Here is a 17,157-nt window from a genome sequence, read left to right on the forward strand (position 1 = left end):
TTCGGACTACCCGACGTGTGTCATTCGGGACCAACGTCCCGACCCCACAATCCGAGGTGACGTGCAGAAGACGCGTTATATAAGGTACAACGGCATCGAGCAGCAATTCTCTGACTGAAGGGCACCCGTGGCCGCCTCCGACAACGCATCCTCAGCCGTCCGGCGTCTCGTCATCGTCGAGTCGCCGACCAAAGCCCGCAAGATCGCGGGCTACTTGGGCGGGAACTACGTCGTCGAATCGTCTCGCGGCCACATCCGCGATCTGCCGCGCGGTGCAGCCGACGTCCCCGCCAAGTACAAGGGCCAGCCCTGGGCTCGCCTCGGCGTGAACGTCGACGACAACTTCGAGCCGCTGTACGTGGTGTCCGCCGACAAGAAGTCGACTGTCTCCGAACTCAAGTCGCTGATGAAGGACGTCGACGAGCTCTACCTCGCGACGGACGGTGACCGCGAGGGGGAGGCGATCGCCTGGCATCTGCTCGAGACGCTCAAGCCGAAGATCCCGGTGAAGCGCATGGTGTTCCACGAGATCACCGAGTCGGCGATCCGCGCCGCCGCCGAGAATCCGCGTGAGCTCGACATCGACATGGTCGACGCGCAGGAGACCCGCCGCATCCTCGACCGGCTCTACGGCTACGAGGTGTCGCCGGTGCTGTGGAAGAAGGTCATGCCGAAGCTGTCGGCGGGCCGGGTGCAGTCGGTCGCCACCCGGATCATCGTCGAGCGCGAACGTGAGCGCATGGCGTTCGTCTCCGCCGACTACTGGGACATCGCCGCCACCGTGGACGCCGGCGAGTCCTCGTCGCCGCGGACCTTCGCCTCCCGCCTGGTGAACATCGGCGACGACCGCGTCGCCACCGGGCGCGACTTCGGTGCCGACGGCCAGCTCAAGAAGGCCACCGGGGTCACGGTGCTCGATCAGGCGCGCGCGAGAGCCCTCGCGACCGCACTGGAGGGCGCGTCGCTCACGGTGACGTCGGTGGAGGAGAAGCCGTACACCCGCCGTCCCTACGCGCCGTTCATGACCTCGACGCTGCAGCAGGAGGCGGGCCGCAAGCTGCGGTTCTCGTCCGACCGCACGATGAGGATCGCGCAGCGGTTGTACGAGAACGGTTACATCACCTACATGCGTACCGACTCGACCACGCTGTCGGAGTCGGCCATCAACGCCGCCAGGTCGCAGGCCCGTCAGCTCTACGGCGACGATTACGTCCACCCGACGCCGCGTCAGTACACGCGCAAGGTCAAGAACGCGCAGGAGGCGCACGAGGCGATCCGCCCGGCGGGCGACTCGTTCCGCACCCCCGGCCAGGTGGCGTCGGCGCTCGACACCGATGAGTTCCGGCTCTACGAGCTGATCTGGCAGCGCACCGTCGCCTCGCAGATGGCCGACGCACGCGGTACCACCATGAGCCTGCGGCTGACCGGGCACGCGACCGCCGGTCCCAGCCCCAGCGGTGAACAGGTCACCTTCGCCTCGTCCGGCCGCACCATCACGTTCCCCGGCTTCCTGTCGGCCTACGTCGAGACTGTGGACGCGCTGGCCGGCGGCCAGGCCGACGACGCCGAGAACCGGCTGCCGAACCTCCGCGAAGGGCAGACGCTCACCGCCGCGTCGCTCACCGCCGACGGACACTCCACCAACCCGCCGGCCCGCTACACCGAGGCCTCGCTGGTCAAGGTGCTCGAAGAGCTGGGCATCGGCCGGCCGTCGACCTACGCGTCGATCATCGGCACCATCCAGGACCGCGGCTACGTGGTGAAGAAGGGCAGCGCGCTGGTTCCGTCATGGATCGCGTTCGCCGTGGTGGGGCTGCTGGAGGGCTACTTCAACAGCCTCGTCGACTACGACTTCACCGCGTCGCTGGAGGACGACCTGGACCAGATCGCGTCGGGCAACGCCGACCGCACCCGCTGGCTCAGCGAGTTCTATTTCGGCGCGGACGAGGCTCAGCACGACGACGACGGAGACGCGGCGGGCGCGATGGCCCGCGTCGGCGGACTCAAGAAGCTGGTCGGAGTGAACCTCGAAGGCATCGATGCCCGCGAGGTGAACTCGATCAAGCTGTTCGATGATTCGCAGGGCCGTCCGGTGTTCGTGCGGGTGGGCAGGTACGGCCCGTATCTGGAACGCAACGTCGCGGGACCGGACGCCGAGCCCGATCTGCAGCGCGCCAACCTGCCGTCGGACATGACGCCCGACGAACTGACGCTCGACGTCGCGGAGAAGCTGTTCGAGACACCGCAGGAGGGCCGTGTGCTGGGCGTGGACCCGGCCACCGGACACCAGATCGTCGCGAAGGAGGGCCGATTCGGCCCTTACGTCACCGAGATCCTTCCGTCCGAGGACGACGAGGACGAGGACCCGGGGACGTCGGCGCCCGTCCCGACCATTCCGGCCGGGCCGACACCGCGCGGCGGCGCGGACGAGGTGGTCTCGCTCGACGACGTGCCGAGCGGCGGATCAGGCGGTGTCGCGACCGCGACGACCACGACGACGGCCAAGAAGACCGCGAAGAAGACGGCGAAGAAGGCTGCCAAGAAGGCCGGACCGAAGCCGCGCACCGGCTCGTTGTTCAAGGGCATGGACATCTCGACGATCACGCTCGACGACGCCCTGAAGCTCCTGTCGTTGCCGCGCGTGGTGGGTGTGGACCCGGAGAGCAAAGAGGAGATCACCGCCCAGAACGGCCGGTACGGTCCGTACCTCAAGAAGGGCACCGACTCGCGGTCGTTGACCAGCGAGGAGCAGCTGTTCACGGTCACGCTCGACGAGGCGCTGAAGATCTACTCCGAGCCGAAGCGCCGTGGTCGTGCGGCCGCAGCGCCGCCGTTGCGCGAACTCGGCAACGACTCGGTCAGCGAGAAGCCGATGGTGATCAAGGACGGCCGATTCGGTCCGTACGTCACCGACGGCGAGACCAACGCCAGCCTCCGCAAGGGAGACGAGGTGGCGACCATCACACCCGAGCGGGCGATGGAACTGCTCGCTGACCGCCGTGCCCGCGGTCCGGCCAAGAAGACGGCGAAGAAGACCACCAAGAAGACCACGGCCAAGAAGACCACAGCGAAGAAGACGGCTGCGAAGAAGACGGCTGCGGCGAAGAAGACCACAGCGAAGAAGACCACAGCGAAGAAGACGGCTACGAAGAAGACGGCCGCCAAGAAGACTGCGCCGAAGACCGAGGACTGAGCGGGGCCCGAGGCTGCCGGGGCCGGCCGATCGAGGCATTGCGACCCTTGGCCGGGACCGGTCGGCCGGGGGACACTGGACTGGTGGACTCCCGATCGACGCCTCCGGATCACAGTGCCCCCGACCGCGCTGCCCGACCTGCGACGATGCGGGTCTGGCGCGTGACCGACACCGGCCCGGTGTCGACGACGTCGCCGATCGAATGGACGCGGGAACCGGTCCCGACGCCCTCACCGGGCGAGCTGCTGATCCGCGTCGACGCGTGCGGCGTGTGCCGCACCGACCTCCACGTGGTGGAGGGCGATCTACCGGTGCACCGACCGCATGTCGTGCCCGGTCACGAGGTCGTCGGCACCGTGGTGGAGATCGCGCCGGGCACGACCACCGAGTTCCGGGTGAACGATCGAGTCGGGGTCCCGTGGCTGCACAGCACTTGCGGTCGGTGCGTGTACTGCCGGCGCGGAGCAGAGAACCTGTGCCCCGACTCCACCTACACCGGATGGGACGCCGACGGCGGATACGCCGAGTTCGCGGTGGTGCCCGCCGCCTACGCGCTGCGCCTGCCGACGGGCTACAGCGTCGACGAGCTGGCGCCCCTGCTGTGCGCCGGGATCATCGGCTTCCGTGCCCTGCGCCGCGCCGAACTCCCGCCCGGCGGGCGACTCGGTCTGTACGGGTTCGGCGGCAGCGCACATCTCGTCGCGCAAGTCGCGATTCATCAGGGTGCCCGCGTTCACGTTCTCACTCAGGCTCCCCACGCGCGTCGACTGGCCGCCGATCTGGGAGCCGTGTCCGTCGGCGGCGCCTACGACAGCCCGACCGAACCGCTCGATGCGGCTATCATCTTCGCGCCGGTCGGCGAACTGATCCCCACGGCACTCGAGGCGCTCGACCGCGGCGGAATCCTGTGCCTCGCCGGGATCCATATGAGTGCGACCCCGCCGCTGGACTACCGCAGGCATCTCTTTCACGAGAAGGAGATCCGGAGTGTGGAGGCCAACACTCGCGACGACGCCGTCGCCTTCCTCCAGTTCGCCGACGACCACCGCCTGCAGGTGACGACGAGGCCGTACCGGCTCGACGAGGCGCTGCACGCGTTGCGTGACCTGAAGGCCGGCCGGTTCGCGGGGGCTGCGGTGCTGCATCCGGCCGTCGAACCGGAGCCGTGACGCCTACGGGACGACGAGCACCGGGCACCGCGCGTGATGCACCAGGTTCTGGCTCACCGATCCCATGAACGTGCCCGCCACCGACCCCATCCCGCGTGAGCCGACGATCAGGAGCCGGGCGGACGACGATGCGCCGACCAACCCTCGTGCCGCGGACGAGTCGCCATACACGATGTCGACGTCCACCTCCGGGAACTGCTCGCACGCGGGAGCGATCCGACGCCGCAGCCGTGCGATCCCGTCCTGCTCCACCAGGCTCCAGTTGACGAGGTTGAGCGCGTATCCGGCGCCGATCATGGCGGCGGCCGGGAAGTAATAGGCGACGGTGAGCTCTTCACCGAGAGCCCGAGCCTGATGCAGAGCCACGGTCAGCGCGCGGTCGGCGTGAGGTGAACTGTCGTATCCGACCACCAGTCCGTCGCGATCACTGTCGGCGGGATCGTCCTCGCGCCATGCGAGGACCGGACACGACGACGATCGGATGACCCCCATCACCTGGCTGCCGAGCAGGACGTCGCGAATGGGACCGGACCGCGTCGATCCGATGACCACCATCGACGCCCCGGAGGAGTACTCGGCGACGTGGTCGGCGAGGGTGCCGCTGTAGACCGGGGTGGCGATGTCCAGGTCCGGTGCGACCTCGCGGGCAGCGGCCAGGGCTTCGGTGAGCACCTTGGTCCCGGCTGTGTTCGCCTCTCGGCGGAGCGCTGGGTCGACGCACATCGCGAACGGATCGTGGGCGGCGAACCACACATCGTCCGGAACGGCGTACACGAGCCGGATCGGAGACCGCGTGCGGGCACACCACTCCGTAGCCCATCGGGCGGCTCCGAGCGCGCGCCGGGACCCGTCCACTCCGACGATCACGGGTCGGTCGAGGGTGTAGCTCATCGACCCATCCTCGCGCGTCGAGTCCCATCGCCGACAGTGCCGAACAGGACCGGAGACCACGTGACCAAGGACTGCCACCCCGGGTGACCTCGGGCCCGCCCCGGAACTACTCCAGCGTGGACGTCGGCTCGGCGACGTCGATGTCGGGGCGGGCGAGGAGGGTCTCGATGCCGCGGCCGCGCAATTCGACGCCCTCGCCGATCCGCCAGTGCTCGGCCTCGCCCTCGCCGGCGAGGAAGACGGCGCGGGCGGAGCCGAGCACGCGGGTCGGCTCGTCCTTCGCCAGTTCGGTGAGGCGTGCCGCCTCGTTGACCGGATCGCCGATCACCGTGTACTCGAGCCGCTGCTCCGCGCCGATGTGGCCGGCCACCGCCTTGCCCGCGGAGACGCCGATACCCATGTCCACGTCGCCGAGCCGTCGCGCGAGCTCGACGCGCAGGTCGCGTGCGGCGGCCAGCGCCGAACCGGCGAAATCGTCCTGCTCGAGGGGCGCGCCGAAGATCGCCAGCGCGGCGTCGCCCTGGAACTTGTTGACGAATCCGCCGTGCCTGCCGACCACGTCGACGACCACCTTGAAGAATTCGTTGAGCAGTTCCACCACCTCGCGCGGCGGCCGGTTCACCGCCAAACGCGTCGACCCGACTATGTCGACGAACAGCACGCCGACGTAACGCTCCTCGCCGCCGAGTTCGGTGCCCGTCTCGATCGCCCGACGGGCGACGTCCTCGCCGACATAGCGTCCGAACAGGTTGCGCAGCTGCTGGCGTTCGCGGAGGTCGGAGACCATCTCGTTGAAGCCCGCCTGCAGCAGACCGAGGTCGTTGCCGTCGTAGATCTTCACCGCGACGTTGAGGTTGCCGGCGCGGACCTGATTCAGCGCGACGCGCAGCTGTTTCACCGGATCGGTGATGGACCGGACGAGGCGGGTGATCGCGAGCAGCCCGAACACCAGGGCGGCCGCGGCCATCCACAGGATGGGCCGCTGCAGGCCGACGGCGTCGGTGTCGATGACCGCCGTGCGCTGCAGGATGATGAGCGCGGCGATGATCGTCATCGGCACGGCTACCGACACCACCCAGAACACGGTGATCCGAGTGGCGATGCCGGGTGCGTTGGAGTTGTCCGGGTCGTTGGCCATCGCGGCCACGGTGATCGGCCGCAGTACCTTCTCCGCCTGCATGAAGCTCAGCACGCCCGTGACGAGGGCGCCGATCAGGCTGGCGATGATCACGACGACGAAGTCCTTCATCGACGTGCGCAGGTTGATGACCGCGAGGATCACTCCGCCGATGCCCCACAGGCCGAGGTTCACCGCGGTCAGCAGAGTCGGGAGGTTCAGCGCCCGTTTGCGTGCGGCGTCGTCGTCGAGTCTGGTCCGCCGACGGTGCCAGATCAGCACCGGCATGCTCAGCTGGATGGAGAGATACGCACCGACGATGATGGCGATGAACAGGTACAGCCCGAAGGCCACCTGATTCTGGGCGTTGAACTCGCTGATCGAGATCGAGTCGACGCGCGGCATGCCGAAACGCAGGAAGGCGAATGTGAACAGAGCGCCGATCAGGTTCGCGCGAAGCATATCGAGTGCGAGGACCGGCCACGGTGTGTGTGCCAGCCAGCGCAGGGTGTGCGCTGCTCTGGACAACCACGACCGTCGTCTTACCATGTCATCCAAGGTAGCGGCATGCTTGCAATTGTTAAACAGCGTGCGGGATGCGTGTTGTCTGAACTGGCCTTTAGGCTGGCTGATGTGACAAATGTCTTTGACCGGATGATCGGGCAGCAAGCGCTGATCGAAGAGCTTCTGGCGGCCGCGACGTCGGCGCGGTCGGTGGCCGCTCGACTCGACGAAGCGGACGCCGGGGCGGTGTCGATGTTCGACGAGGGCCCGGGATCCGAGTCCGAGGCGGGTCCGCGCGAGTCGATGACCCACGCCTGGCTGTTCACCGGTCCTCCCGGCAGCGGCAGGTCGGTGGCCGCGACCTGCTTCGCGGCCGCGCTGCAGTGTCAGGCGGCCGACGAGGTGGGCTGCGGTGAATGCCGTGCGTGCACCACCGTGCTGGCCGGGACTCACGGCGACGTCCGGCACATCGTTCCCGAGGGGCTCACCATCTCGGTGGCGCAGATCCGCGACATCGTCCAACTCGCGGCCCGCCGCCCGACCACCGGTCGCTGGCAGATCGTGGTGGTCGAGGACGCCGATCGGCTCACCGAACAGGGCGCCAACGCGCTGCTGAAAGCCGTCGAGGAGCCGCCGGACCGCACCATCTTCCTGCTCTGCGCGCCCTCGGTGGCGCCGGAGGACATCGCGATCACGCTCCGGTCGCGGTGCCGGCATGTGGGACTGACCGCGCCCGCGGCCGCCGACATCGCCCGCGTCCTGGTGGACCGTGACGGGATCGACGCCGACCGCGCGTCCTGGGCGGCATCGGTGTCGGGCGGGCACGTCGGCCGGGCCCGCCGCCTCGCCGTCGATGGGTCGGCACGCGCACAGCGCGACCAAGCGCTCGGCCTGGCTCGGGCAGCCACCCGCGATTCCACCGCGTTCGCGGCGGCCGAGACGCTCGTCAAGACGGCGACCGAGGCAGCGAACCAGATCAGTGCCGAGCGCGACGCCGCCGAGACCGAGGAACTGATGACCGCCCTCGGTGCCGGCGGAACCGGCAAGGGCACCGCACGGCCGCCCCGCGGAACGGCCGGTGCGGTGAAGGAACTCGAGAAGCGGCAGAAATCGCGCCGCACCCGGACGATGCGAGACGTGCTCGACCGCGCGCTCGTCGACCTCGCGGCTCTGTTCCGCGACGGGCTCTCGCTGTCGATGGGAGCACAGGTGACACTGATGCACCCGGACAAGGCTCAGGACCTGACCGTCCCGATGGCGCGGCACGCGTCTCCCGAACAGCTTCTGCGGTGCCTTGAGGCGGTGCTGGAGTGCCGTGAGGCACTCGAGACGAATGTGAAGCCCAAGTTCGCCGTCGACGCCATGGTGGTGCGGATCGGCAGGCAGCTGGCACGCCGCTGAACGCCCGAAGGCGGGCTCCACCGGAGCCGGTTTCTCCGGACCGGAGAAATTCTTCAGTCCTTTGACCAGCAGGTTATCCCGATTCTCGGATCCGGCGATTTCATCCGTCACGCGCGGGCGCGTGAAATGGTTGCATGCTCACTTGGGAGAACTTGGAGGACCGGATCGGCCGGAACTGGGCCATCGTGTCCAGGCTCGTGCTGGCCACAGTCCTCTATTACGCGGTCTCCGTCCTGTACCACGGGACGGTCGGCTACGCCGGCGGCGAGGTGTTCACTCGTCCGCTGACGGGGACTGCGATCTTCGCGGGCATCATGTGCATCCCGGCCGCGGCCGGGTGGTACGTGTCGCGACGGTTCGCTACGGCGGGGGACGCCTAGCGATCAGTCGTCGCCGTCGGCGGCTTCCGCCTCGTCGTGCTCGGCGAGCGGATCGTCGCCGCCGGCACCCTCCAGCACTGTCAGCTCATTGTCGATCGCCGCGGAGACAGCTTCGGCCTTCTCTTTGATCTTGTCGATGAAGTCGGGCATATGAGTCTCCTCGGACGGTGCGGAACCTGCCTCAACTATAGGTGCGCAGGGGAGAGGGACGAGGGTCAGCCGCCGGGGAGCAGCGGCCGGCCTGTCGGGGCTTACGCCCACGGCGCGCTATGAGAGGGGTTAGCGCGTCGGGGCGTGACGTCGAGGAGGCGTCGGAGAGACTGACGGTCGGCACACGACCGTCGGCGTGACGGCCGGTGTGCCGCTCGCACTGTCGGGGATGCGAGCGGCACGCCGGCTGTCGCGTTGAGCGAGCGTCTGGTTCTTAGGCCAGTTGGGTGAGCGTGTGGTTCTTAGGCCGCTTTAGTTCTCAGGCCGGTTGAGCGAGCGGAGCGAGTCGAAACACAGCCAGCGGGAGTTTCGACTCGCTTCGCTCGCTTAACAAGCCTGGGTGGTGACTGCTCGCTCAACGAGCCTGGGTGGTGGCTGCTCGCTCAACGAGCCTGTGCGACTGCCCGCTCAACGTCCGGTACCGGCAGGCAGAGGGCGCGGGTCACGCGGTGACGATGCTGCGCTTGGCCAGTCCCATCCAGAAGCCGTCGATCGGCTGCTCGGGTACGGCGTCGGCCCGGGTGGCGGCGCCGAGGGTGACGAACAGCGGCGCGAAGTGCTCGGTTCGCGGGTGCGCGTACGGCATACCGGGTGCGCGGTGCGCGAAGTCGAGGAGACCGTCGACGTCGCCGGCGGCGAAGCGTTCGCGTGTCCATTCATCGAAGTCGACCGACCACTGCGGGGGCGTCGCGCCGGGCGACGGATCGTCGAGGAAGGGCAAGCCGTGAGTGGTGAAACCGGATCCGATGATGAGCACGCCCTCGTCGCGCAGTTCGGTGAGCCGCTCGCCGAGACGCATGAGGCGCGCGGGATCGAGGGTCGGCATCGACATCTGCAGCACCGGGATGTCGGCGTCCGGGTACATGATCGTGAGCGGCACGTATGCGCCGTGGTCGAGCCGCCGCTCGGCGTCGCGATGCACCTGCTCGCCCGACGGCATCAGCCCGGCGACCCGATCAGCGAGATCGGGTGCGCCGGGCGATGGGTACGTCGTTCGGTAGTAGCGGTCCGGGAATCCCCAGAAGTCGTAGGTGAGGGGGACTCTCGAGTCCGTGGCTCCGATGGTCAGCGGTGCGGCCTCCCAATGAGCGGAGACCACCAGGATCTGCCGCGGTCGCGGAAGGTCGGCGGCGAGTCGTTCCAACTGGCCGACCCACCGTTCGTCGTCCACCAGGGGAGGAGCGCCGTGGCTGAGGAACAGTGCGGGCATGCGGTCGGCGGTCGGAGCGTTCATGGCTTCACAATCTCATCTGCGGTGTGACTGCGAATGGAACGTCGGCCAGCCGCCGGGTATTCCGCCCGCGTCAGCTGGCCGAGAGCAGGCTGAGGATGCTCGCGAAATCGGAGCTGCCGACGCCGGACTGCATCGCCAGGCTGCCGAAGTCCAGGACCGAGCCGATGCTGCCGATGCCGCTCGGGACGATCACCGGACGCACGGTGACGCCGACATCAGTCGGGTCGAGCAGGGTGCCCAAACCGCCGCACGTTCCGAGGAACAGGTAGACGCCGTCGCCGACCTTGACGTCCGTGGAGTTGCTGTTGGGTCCGGGACTGATCAGGTTGTTGCTCGCGGCGGGGCCGAGTCGGGAGCCGGAGGTGGCCATGATCTTGATGATCGTCAGGTAGTCGCCGGCGTTGAACGCGACGAAAGCCTGCAGCGCCTGAGTGCCGTCTAGCAGCAGGGAGGTACAGCTGCTCCCCAACCCGGTGGCGGGGTTCGGATTGGTCAGTGTCAGCCGCACGTTCTTGCCATCGAACGAGCCCTGCTCCGATTTCAGGGTCGGACCCTGGTAGCGGTCGGCGGCGGCGGCCTCGCCGGGAGTCGCGACGGTCACACCGGCGACGGCCGTCAGCGCGACCGCGGCGGTTAGTACGAGAGTTCGGAGATTTCGGAGCATTCGGGGCACGTCCTGTCGGGTCCGGAACGGGGAGTTCGCCTGAAATATAGCCACCGAAGGCGGATTCGGCGTCATCGACGACGGTTCGTGGCACGGATCTGCACATGGCCGGAGAGTTTCGCGGAGCCGCCTGGCGTGTGAGACTGCGACCTCGGTGGCAGTGACCTCGACGCGGTGAGCCGATGCCACGATCGGGCATGACAACCGAAGACAAACGACTCGCGAAGGACCCGCAGGGCTGGCGCGCCGGGCTCACGAGCTCCCCGTCATCGCCCCGGAACGACCCCGGCAGTGATCACCGACCGAATCATCGCACTGCGCCGACAACTGACCGCCGAAGGCGAAGACGCCGGACCAGTGACCATCGGGTGGCACCGACAACCCGCGAACCCCCGGAAAAGCAATGAGTCGCGACATCGTGTGTAAACGATGTCGCGACTCATCACAGCGGAGCCGCCTGGGGTGTGTGAGACTGCGACATCGTTGACACGTCTCATCGGGGGTTTTCCGCGCACATCGTTGACACCTGCGGCGCGACATCGTTGACGTTTTGGCCGCGGACATCGTTGACACCTGCAGCGCGACATCGTTGACAGTGACCTCGACGGTGAGCCGATGCCACGATCGGGCATGACAACCGAAGACAAACGACTGGTGATCGTCCGCGCGGTCCGCGACCAACACCTCACACCGACACAGGCTGCCGCGCGTTACCGAGTGTCCCGGCAGTGGGTGTACGAACTCCTCAAGCGATACGACCGCGAAGGACCCGCAGGTCTGGTGCCGCGCTCACGAGCTCCCCGTCATCGCCCCGGAACGACCCCGGCAGTGATCACCGACCGAATCATCGCACTGCGCCGACAACTGACCGCCGAAGGCAAAGACGCCGGACCAGAGACCATCGGATGGCACCTGCACAGGGAAGGACTGCAGGTGCCTGCGGCCTCGACGATCCGCCGCATCCTGCACGCCGCGGGCCTGATCACCCCAGAACCCCGCAAACGGCCCCGCAGTTCCTACATCCGCTTCGAAGCCGACCTGCCCAACGAATGCTGGCAAGCCGACATCACTCACTGGTACCTCGCCCACGGAGACCGGGTAGAGATCCTCGACTTTCTCGATGATCACTCTCGATTCCTGCTCCACATCAGCACGCAGAACGCATACACCGGAACAGATGTCGTCACCGTCATGAACGCACTGATCAACCAGTACGGGGCACCGTCATCGACCCTGACCGACAACGGGATGGTGTTCACCACCCGACTCACCGCACGCAACGCCGGCCGTAACGGCTTCGAGAAACTCCTCGAAGCCCACCACATCACCCAGAAGAACGGCTCACCCGGACACCCGCAGACACAAGGCAAGATCGAACGCTTCCACCAAACCCTCAAACGGTGGCTCCGCGCCCGCCCCCGACCCACCACCATCGAGGACCTACAAGCACATCTCAACGACTTCCGCACCTGGTACAACACCGACCGTCCGCACCGTTCGCTAGGCCGCCGCACACCCTGCCAGGCCTACACCGCGCTGGCGAAGGCACATCCGCAGACCACCACTGAACCAGAGTGGCGTACCCGGACCGACCGGATCGACAACCACGGCAAAGTCAGCCTCCGCTACGCCGGCCGCCTACGACACCTCGGAATGGGCCGAGCCAACATCGGCCAGCCAGTACTCATGCTGATCCACGACCACGACGTCATCACCACCCACGCAGAGACCGGCACAATCATCGCCACCCACCACATCGACGACACCCGCGACTACCAGCCGCCAGACAAGAACACACCGACAACCCGCGAACCCCCGGAAAAGCAATGAGTCGCGACATCGTGTGTAAACGATGTCGCGACTCATCACACGGAGCCGCCTGGGGGAATCGAACCCCCGACCTATTCATTACGAGTGAATCGCTCTGCCGACTGAGCTAAGGCGGCGTGCCGTCTGACGACAGCGCTCATGATGGTACCGAGTCGTCAGCCTCGCAGGCAAAACGGGTGCTAGGAGGCCGATTCCGCGATGCGTCGGGTCTCCGCTGCGATCACCGCGCGACAATCGTCCGGGTCCAGGACCACGCCGAAGACGTCCGCGAGCAGGACCGGGAGCTCCGCGGGTTCGACGTCGCGGACCTGTGAGAGGCCGTCCGGTTTCTCCGTGGTCCAGGTGACCCCGTCGAGGGTCTCGTGTGTGCGTTCGTCGAAGCGCTGAACGAAGGATCGGGTGACGAACGGTGACCGGGGTGAAGTGGAGACGAAGTGATTGCCGACCGCGTAGTCGATCGGGAACTGCGGATCGAACGTGAACGCGTTGCGAGGGATCCACTCTTCGGCCCGCTGGGCGAGGACCCAGCGTGCGGTACCGAACAGGTCGCCGACCGGTGAAGAGGTGAGGCGGAAACCCCAGCCGTCCTGCTCCACCTCCGCGCCGTTCGCCAACGGGATCGGCTCGAGGGGGCCGCGGCCGAAGCCGACGTCACACAGGTATCGACTGCCGTCGTCGAACTCGACGGCGAGGAGCGCATGCGTCGCAGGCCGCGTCTCGGGGTCGCCGCCGAGAATCACCCGCCCGGACAGGGCTGTGAAGCGAAACCCGAGGCGTTCGAGTGCGGCGGCGAACAGCGCGACGTGCTCGAAGCAGTAACCGCCGCGCGCTTGCTCGACCAGCTTGCGCTGGACGGCAGCGATGTCGAGCGGAATCGGTCGGCCGACGATGATCTCGAGGTTCTCGAACGGGATGGACGTGACGTGGGCGCGATGGAGCTCGCGCAGCGCGTCGAGCGTCGGTACGGGCGGTGCGGCCGCACCGATCCTGTCCAGATACGCCGTGAAGTCGAGGCCGTCGCTGCACCAGAGGGACATGCGTCCCAGTCTGCCGGTGCGGCGACGGCCTCGGCCAGTGGATTTCGCTATCCGGCGACGCCCTCGGCGCGGGCCGCGGCGGCGACGGCCGCGGCCACAGCGGGAGCCACCCGCTCGTCGAGTGGGCTGGGCACGATGCGGTCAGCGGCCAGATCGTCGCCTACCACCGAGAGGATCGCCTCGGCGGCGGCGATCTTCATGCCCTCGGTGATACGGCGGGCGCCGGCGTCCAGCGCTCCGGCGAAGACGCCGGGGAAGGCGAGGACGTTGTTGATCTGATTCGGGAAGTCGCTGCGTCCGGTCGCGACGATCGCCGCATACTTGGCGGCCACGTCCGGATGGATCTCCGGGTCGGGATTCGACATCGCGAAGACGATCGCGTCGTCGGCCATCGAGGCGATGAGCTTCTCGTCGACGGTCCCCGCGGAGACGCCGAGGAAGACGTCGGCGCCGTCGAGGGCTTCGGCGACACCGCCGGTGAGCCCGCGCGGATTGCTCCATGCGGCGACCTCGTTCTTGTACTCGACCATGTCGGTGCGGTCGGTGCCGACGATGCCCTTGGAGTCGAGCACCACGATGTCATCCACGCCCGCGGCCTTGAGGATCTTGGCGCACGCCACCCCGGCCGCGCCGGCGCCCGAGACGACCACCTTGAGTCCGGCGAGCTCACGGCCCAGGAACCGGACCGCGCCCTTGAGGGCGGCGAGGACGACGATCGCCGTGCCGTGCTGGTCGTCGTGCATCACCGGGCAGTCGAGCGCCTCGATGACGCGGCGCTCGATCTCGAAGCAGCGCGGCGCGGAGATGTCCTCGAGGTTCACCGCGCCGAAGCTGGGCCGCAGCCGGACGAGCGTCTGGACGATCTCGTCGGGGTCGGTGGTGTCGAGAACCAGGGGGATAGAGTTCAGGCCCGCGAAGGTGCGGAACAGGGCGGCCTTGCCCTCCATGACCGGCAGCGAGGCGCGCGGGCCGATGTCGCCCAGCCCCAGGACGGCGGTGCCGTCCGACACCACCGCCACCAACCGGTCGGTCCAGGTGTAGTCGTTGACGAGTTCGGGTTCCCGGTGGATCGCGCGCGATACCTGCGCCACGCCGGGTGTGTAGGCGATCGAGAGATCGCGCTGGGTGGCGATGGGGGCGCTCAGTTCGACGGACAGTTTGCCGCCGCGGTGCGCGTCGAAGATCTCGTCGTCGGTGATGGGCATGTCGGTGGTCTCCGGCTCGCTCGGTGCAGCGATCGTCTCGTCTGCCGTACTGGTCACTGTCTCTCCTCGATGCGGACGCCGTTGTCCGTTGTCAGATCTGCTCCGCGGATGCTGCCGACACGCGCAGAGGTGAAGGGCGCCGCGGAGTGTGTGCAGCGTATTCGTCTCGGCGGCACGGTGGCGCCGAACAGTCGCGTCGTCGCGCAAGTCACATCGCGGGGAGGGTCGCTCGGCCGTCGACGGTGGCGGTGACGCCCGCGTCGAAGAGGATGGAGCCGACGCGGCACGGATGAGATTGTGCCATCGGCGCGCACGACCGGTGCACGCGCCTGCGGGGTCGCCTCCCCGATGCGGCCGTCGAGGCCGCCGAGTGCTAACATACAACTTGTGTCTATGACGTATTCATCTGCGGACCGAGTGTACGACGAGGTCAAGGAATTGATCCTGACCTGCGACCTTCCCGGCGGGGAGATGATCAGCGAGGGCGAGGTCGCCACTCGGTTCGAGGTGAGTCGCACACCGGTCCGCGAGGCCTTCCTACGGCTGGCCGCCGAGGGCTGGATGCGTCTGTACCCGAAGCGCGGCGCGCTCATCGTCCCGATCGGCGAAGGCGAGGCCCGGGACGTCCTCGACGCCCGTGTGCTGCTCGAGACCCACGCGATGGAGTCAGTGTCGGGCGACACCGTGGCCATCGCCGCACTGGTCGGCCGACTGGAGGACAACCTCTCGCAGCACCGGCTGGTGGATCCGGCCGACGCGTCGGAGTTCGCGCGGCTCGACGCCGAGTTCCACCAGCTGATCGTCGCCGCCGGGCGCAACGGGCTGTTGGCCGACTTCTACGTCTCGCTGGGCGAACGGCATCGTCGGATGACGGCCGAGCGACTGCGTCACGATCCCGGAATCACCGAACGCATCGTGGCCGATCACGCCGACCTCGCGCAGGTGGTCGGAGCGGCCGACGCCGCCCGTTTCGCGTCGCTGCTGACCGCACACCTCACCGGTGTCCACGGCACGGACGGAAGCGCGGCATGAGCGCGGCCGAACACGCACGCGGCGCGGTCGCCGGGTGGCCCGCGGTCTCGCTGGCGGTCTTCACCGCGGCATGGGGCGGCAATGAGTTCACACCGCTGCTGGTCATGTACCGGACCGCATCGCAGATGTCGGCGGTGGTGGTGGACGCCCTGCTGTTCCTGTACGTGTTGGGCATCGTCCCGGCACTGCTGGTCGGCGGACCACTGTCGGATCGGCTCGGCCGCCGCGCGCTGATGCTGCCGTCGCCGGTGATCGCGGCGGCCGGGTCCATCCTCCTGGCGCTCGGCGAGCACTCGGTTCCGCTGTTGGCCGCCGGCCGCGTCCTGAGCGGTGTGGCGCTGGGTCTGGCGATGGCGGTCGGCGGAACGTGGATCAAGGAACTGTCGGACCGGGCGGGCGATCCGCCGTCGGCCGGTGCCCGACGCGCCGCGTTGAGCCTGACCGCGGGCTTCGGGGTCGGTGCGGGCCTGGCGGCCGTGCTCGCGCAGTGGGCTCCGCTGCCGGGACAATTGTCGTACCTGGTCAACGTCGCACTCGCGGTGGCCTCGCTCGGTCTGATCCTGCGGACGCCGGAGACCCGGCCGCGTGCCTCGGACGGTCGGCTGCGGGACGCGATGCGCATTCCCTCGGCGATGAAGCCGCGGTTCTGGCTGCTCGTGGCGCCGGTGGCGCCGTGGGTCTTCGGCGCCTGCGCGATGGCTTATGCGGTGATTCCCGCGATGATGACCGAACACACGCCCGGCACCGCGATCGCGTTCGCCGGTCTCTGCTGCGTCGCGGGACTCACGGCGGGCTTCTTCATCCAGACCCTCGGCAAGCGGATCGACCGCCCGGGGTCGGTGCGCACCCTGCTCGTGGCACTGGGTCTGGTGGCGGTGGGGATGGCGCTGGCGATCGTCGTCGTGCTGCACCCGTCGATCGCGCTGGCGGTGGTGACCGCCATCGTCCTGGGCTGCGGCTACGGCATGGCGCTCATCTCGTGCCTCATGGAGGTCCAGCGTCTCGCCGGACCCGACGATCTCGCCGGGCTCACCGCCGTCTTCTACACCCTGACCTATCTGGGATTCGCCTCGCCGGCTGTGATGGCTTGGGTCGTCGAGCGTTTCCCGTCGATCAGCTACCCCGAGATGTTCGGAGCGGGAATCGCGATGACCGCACTCGGGGCCGCGGTGGTCTCCCTCGCGAACCGCACGCGAGCGGCCGGTCCGCAGACCGTGGAGCCGGCCGAGCAGACCGTGGACCTCGAACGCGTCTGAGCCGGCTCCCGTACCCGCCCCCGGGAGAGGGGTG

At 68.1% G+C, this 17,157-nt stretch carries 14 protein-coding genes, 1 tRNA gene and 1 pseudogene; 8 read left to right on the top strand and 8 right to left on the bottom strand.

Going from position 1 to position 17,157, the window contains the following annotated elements:
- Positions 1-127 precede the first annotated feature (127 nt).
- Positions 128-3,193: a type I DNA topoisomerase gene (topA, locus tag ACE11G_RS01615; RefSeq protein ID WP_375003432.1), complete on the top strand. Its 3,066-nt coding sequence runs from the start codon at positions 128-130 to the stop codon at positions 3,191-3,193.
- Between the two features lie 146 nt (positions 3,194-3,339).
- The gene (locus ACE11G_RS01620; protein ID WP_006898125.1) at positions 3,340-4,362 is read left to right on the top strand and encodes a zinc-binding alcohol dehydrogenase family protein; all 1,023 of its coding nucleotides are present in this window, start codon (positions 3,340-3,342) and stop codon (positions 4,360-4,362) included.
- A gap of 3 nt (positions 4,363-4,365) precedes the next feature.
- Here ACE11G_RS01620 and ACE11G_RS01625 read toward each other — a convergent pair whose 3' ends face one another.
- Positions 4,366-5,253, bottom strand: coding sequence for a universal stress protein (locus ACE11G_RS01625; RefSeq protein WP_375003434.1), 888 nt, complete (start codon positions 5,251-5,253; stop codon positions 4,366-4,368).
- A 106-nt stretch (positions 5,254-5,359) separates the two neighbouring features.
- The gene (locus tag ACE11G_RS01630) at positions 5,360-6,919 is read right to left on the bottom strand and encodes an adenylate/guanylate cyclase domain-containing protein (protein ID WP_062366416.1); all 1,560 of its coding nucleotides are present in this window, start codon (positions 6,917-6,919) and stop codon (positions 5,360-5,362) included.
- Between the two features lie 84 nt (positions 6,920-7,003).
- Between ACE11G_RS01630 and ACE11G_RS01635 the strand changes: the two genes are divergently transcribed.
- Both ACE11G_RS01635 and ACE11G_RS01640 read left to right on the top strand, forming a co-directional pair.
- Positions 7,004-8,275 carry a DNA polymerase III subunit delta' gene (locus tag ACE11G_RS01635; protein ID WP_039868125.1) on the top strand — a complete coding sequence of 424 codons (1,272 nt, stop codon included), beginning with the start codon at positions 7,004-7,006 and terminating at the stop codon, positions 8,273-8,275.
- Positions 8,276-8,409: 134 nt separating this feature from the next.
- A complete protein-coding gene (locus ACE11G_RS01640) occupies positions 8,410-8,655 on the top strand; it encodes a hypothetical protein (protein ID WP_006898121.1) in 246 nt (81 codons plus the stop codon).
- 3 nt (positions 8,656-8,658) lie between these two features.
- On the opposite strand, the gene ACE11G_RS01645 is transcribed toward ACE11G_RS01640, so the two are convergent.
- The 3 genes from ACE11G_RS01645 to ACE11G_RS01655 all read right to left on the bottom strand — a co-directional run bounded on the left by ACE11G_RS01645 (position 8,659) and on the right by ACE11G_RS01655 (position 10,763).
- Positions 8,659-8,805, bottom strand: a complete 147-nt coding sequence (locus tag ACE11G_RS01645; RefSeq protein ID WP_197462905.1) for a hypothetical protein — start codon at positions 8,803-8,805, stop codon at positions 8,659-8,661.
- Between the two features lie 502 nt (positions 8,806-9,307).
- A complete protein-coding gene (locus ACE11G_RS01650; protein WP_006898120.1) occupies positions 9,308-10,099 on the bottom strand; it encodes a dioxygenase in 792 nt (263 codons plus the stop codon).
- Between the two features lie 70 nt (positions 10,100-10,169).
- Complete coding sequence (locus ACE11G_RS01655; protein ID WP_045538958.1) at positions 10,170-10,763, bottom strand: hypothetical protein; 594 nt, start codon at positions 10,761-10,763, stop codon at positions 10,170-10,172.
- A gap of 223 nt (positions 10,764-10,986) precedes the next feature.
- On the opposite strand from ACE11G_RS01655, the pseudogene ACE11G_RS01660 reads away from it, so the two are divergent.
- Together ACE11G_RS01660 and ACE11G_RS01665 are read left to right on the top strand one after the other, a co-directional pair.
- Positions 10,987-11,138, top strand: a pseudogene (locus tag ACE11G_RS01660) (IS481 family transposase); the annotation flags it as partial.
- Between the two features lie 255 nt (positions 11,139-11,393).
- Positions 11,394-12,593 carry an IS481 family transposase gene (locus ACE11G_RS01665; protein WP_278125250.1) on the top strand — a complete coding sequence of 400 codons (1,200 nt, stop codon included), beginning with the start codon at positions 11,394-11,396 and terminating at the stop codon, positions 12,591-12,593.
- Positions 12,594-12,636: 43 nt separating this feature from the next.
- On the opposite strand, the gene ACE11G_RS01670 is transcribed toward ACE11G_RS01665, so the two are convergent.
- The 3 genes from ACE11G_RS01670 to ACE11G_RS01680 form a co-directional block, all read right to left on the bottom strand.
- Positions 12,637-12,709 (bottom strand) — tRNA-Thr (locus ACE11G_RS01670).
- A 63-nt stretch (positions 12,710-12,772) separates the two neighbouring features.
- Positions 12,773-13,630, bottom strand: a complete 858-nt coding sequence (locus ACE11G_RS01675) for an arylamine N-acetyltransferase (RefSeq protein ID WP_375003438.1) — start codon at positions 13,628-13,630, stop codon at positions 12,773-12,775.
- Between the two features lie 47 nt (positions 13,631-13,677).
- Complete coding sequence (locus ACE11G_RS01680) at positions 13,678-14,835, bottom strand: NADP-dependent malic enzyme (RefSeq protein ID WP_231875672.1); 1,158 nt, start codon at positions 14,833-14,835, stop codon at positions 13,678-13,680.
- Between the two features lie 393 nt (positions 14,836-15,228).
- On the opposite strand from ACE11G_RS01680, the gene ACE11G_RS01685 reads away from it, so the two are divergent.
- Together ACE11G_RS01685 and ACE11G_RS01690 are read left to right on the top strand one after the other, a co-directional pair.
- Positions 15,229-15,867: a GntR family transcriptional regulator gene (locus ACE11G_RS01685; RefSeq protein ID WP_006897970.1), complete on the top strand. Its 639-nt coding sequence runs from the start codon at positions 15,229-15,231 to the stop codon at positions 15,865-15,867.
- A complete protein-coding gene (locus ACE11G_RS01690; RefSeq protein WP_375003440.1) occupies positions 15,864-17,123 on the top strand; it encodes an MFS transporter in 1,260 nt (419 codons plus the stop codon). Before ACE11G_RS01685 ends, ACE11G_RS01690 begins: the two co-directional genes overlap by 4 nt.
- The last annotated feature ends 34 nt before the right edge of the window (positions 17,124-17,157 follow it).

The sequence above is a fragment of the Gordonia sp. PS3 genome, from assembly GCF_041950545.1.
In the GTDB taxonomy this organism is placed as follows: Bacteria; Actinomycetota; Actinomycetes; order Mycobacteriales; family Mycobacteriaceae; genus Gordonia; species Gordonia sihwensis.

Coding starts and splice junctions, on each gene's coding strand:
- ACE11G_RS01685 (WP_006897970.1), top strand. CDS start 15,229: ATGACGTATTCATCTGCGGACCGAGTGTACGACGAGGTCAAGGAATTG.
- ACE11G_RS01655 (WP_045538958.1), bottom strand. CDS start 10,763: ATGCTCCGAAATCTCCGAACTCTCGTACTAACCGCCGCGGTCGCGCTG.
- ACE11G_RS01640 (WP_006898121.1), top strand. CDS start 8,410: ATGCTCACTTGGGAGAACTTGGAGGACCGGATCGGCCGGAACTGGGCC.
- ACE11G_RS01665 (WP_278125250.1), top strand. CDS start 11,394: ATGACAACCGAAGACAAACGACTGGTGATCGTCCGCGCGGTCCGCGAC.
- ACE11G_RS01630 (WP_062366416.1), bottom strand. CDS start 6,919: ATGGTAAGACGACGGTCGTGGTTGTCCAGAGCAGCGCACACCCTGCGC.
- ACE11G_RS01645 (WP_197462905.1), bottom strand. CDS start 8,805: ATGCCCGACTTCATCGACAAGATCAAAGAGAAGGCCGAAGCTGTCTCC.
- ACE11G_RS01625 (WP_375003434.1), bottom strand. CDS start 5,253: ATGAGCTACACCCTCGACCGACCCGTGATCGTCGGAGTGGACGGGTCC.
- ACE11G_RS01620 (WP_006898125.1), top strand. CDS start 3,340: ATGCGGGTCTGGCGCGTGACCGACACCGGCCCGGTGTCGACGACGTCG.
- ACE11G_RS01675 (WP_375003438.1), bottom strand. CDS start 13,630: ATGTCCCTCTGGTGCAGCGACGGCCTCGACTTCACGGCGTATCTGGAC.
- ACE11G_RS01680 (WP_231875672.1), bottom strand. CDS start 14,835: ATGCCCATCACCGACGACGAGATCTTCGACGCGCACCGCGGCGGCAAA.
- ACE11G_RS01650 (WP_006898120.1), bottom strand. CDS start 10,099: ATGAACGCTCCGACCGCCGACCGCATGCCCGCACTGTTCCTCAGCCAC.
- ACE11G_RS01690 (WP_375003440.1), top strand. CDS start 15,864: ATGAGCGCGGCCGAACACGCACGCGGCGCGGTCGCCGGGTGGCCCGCG.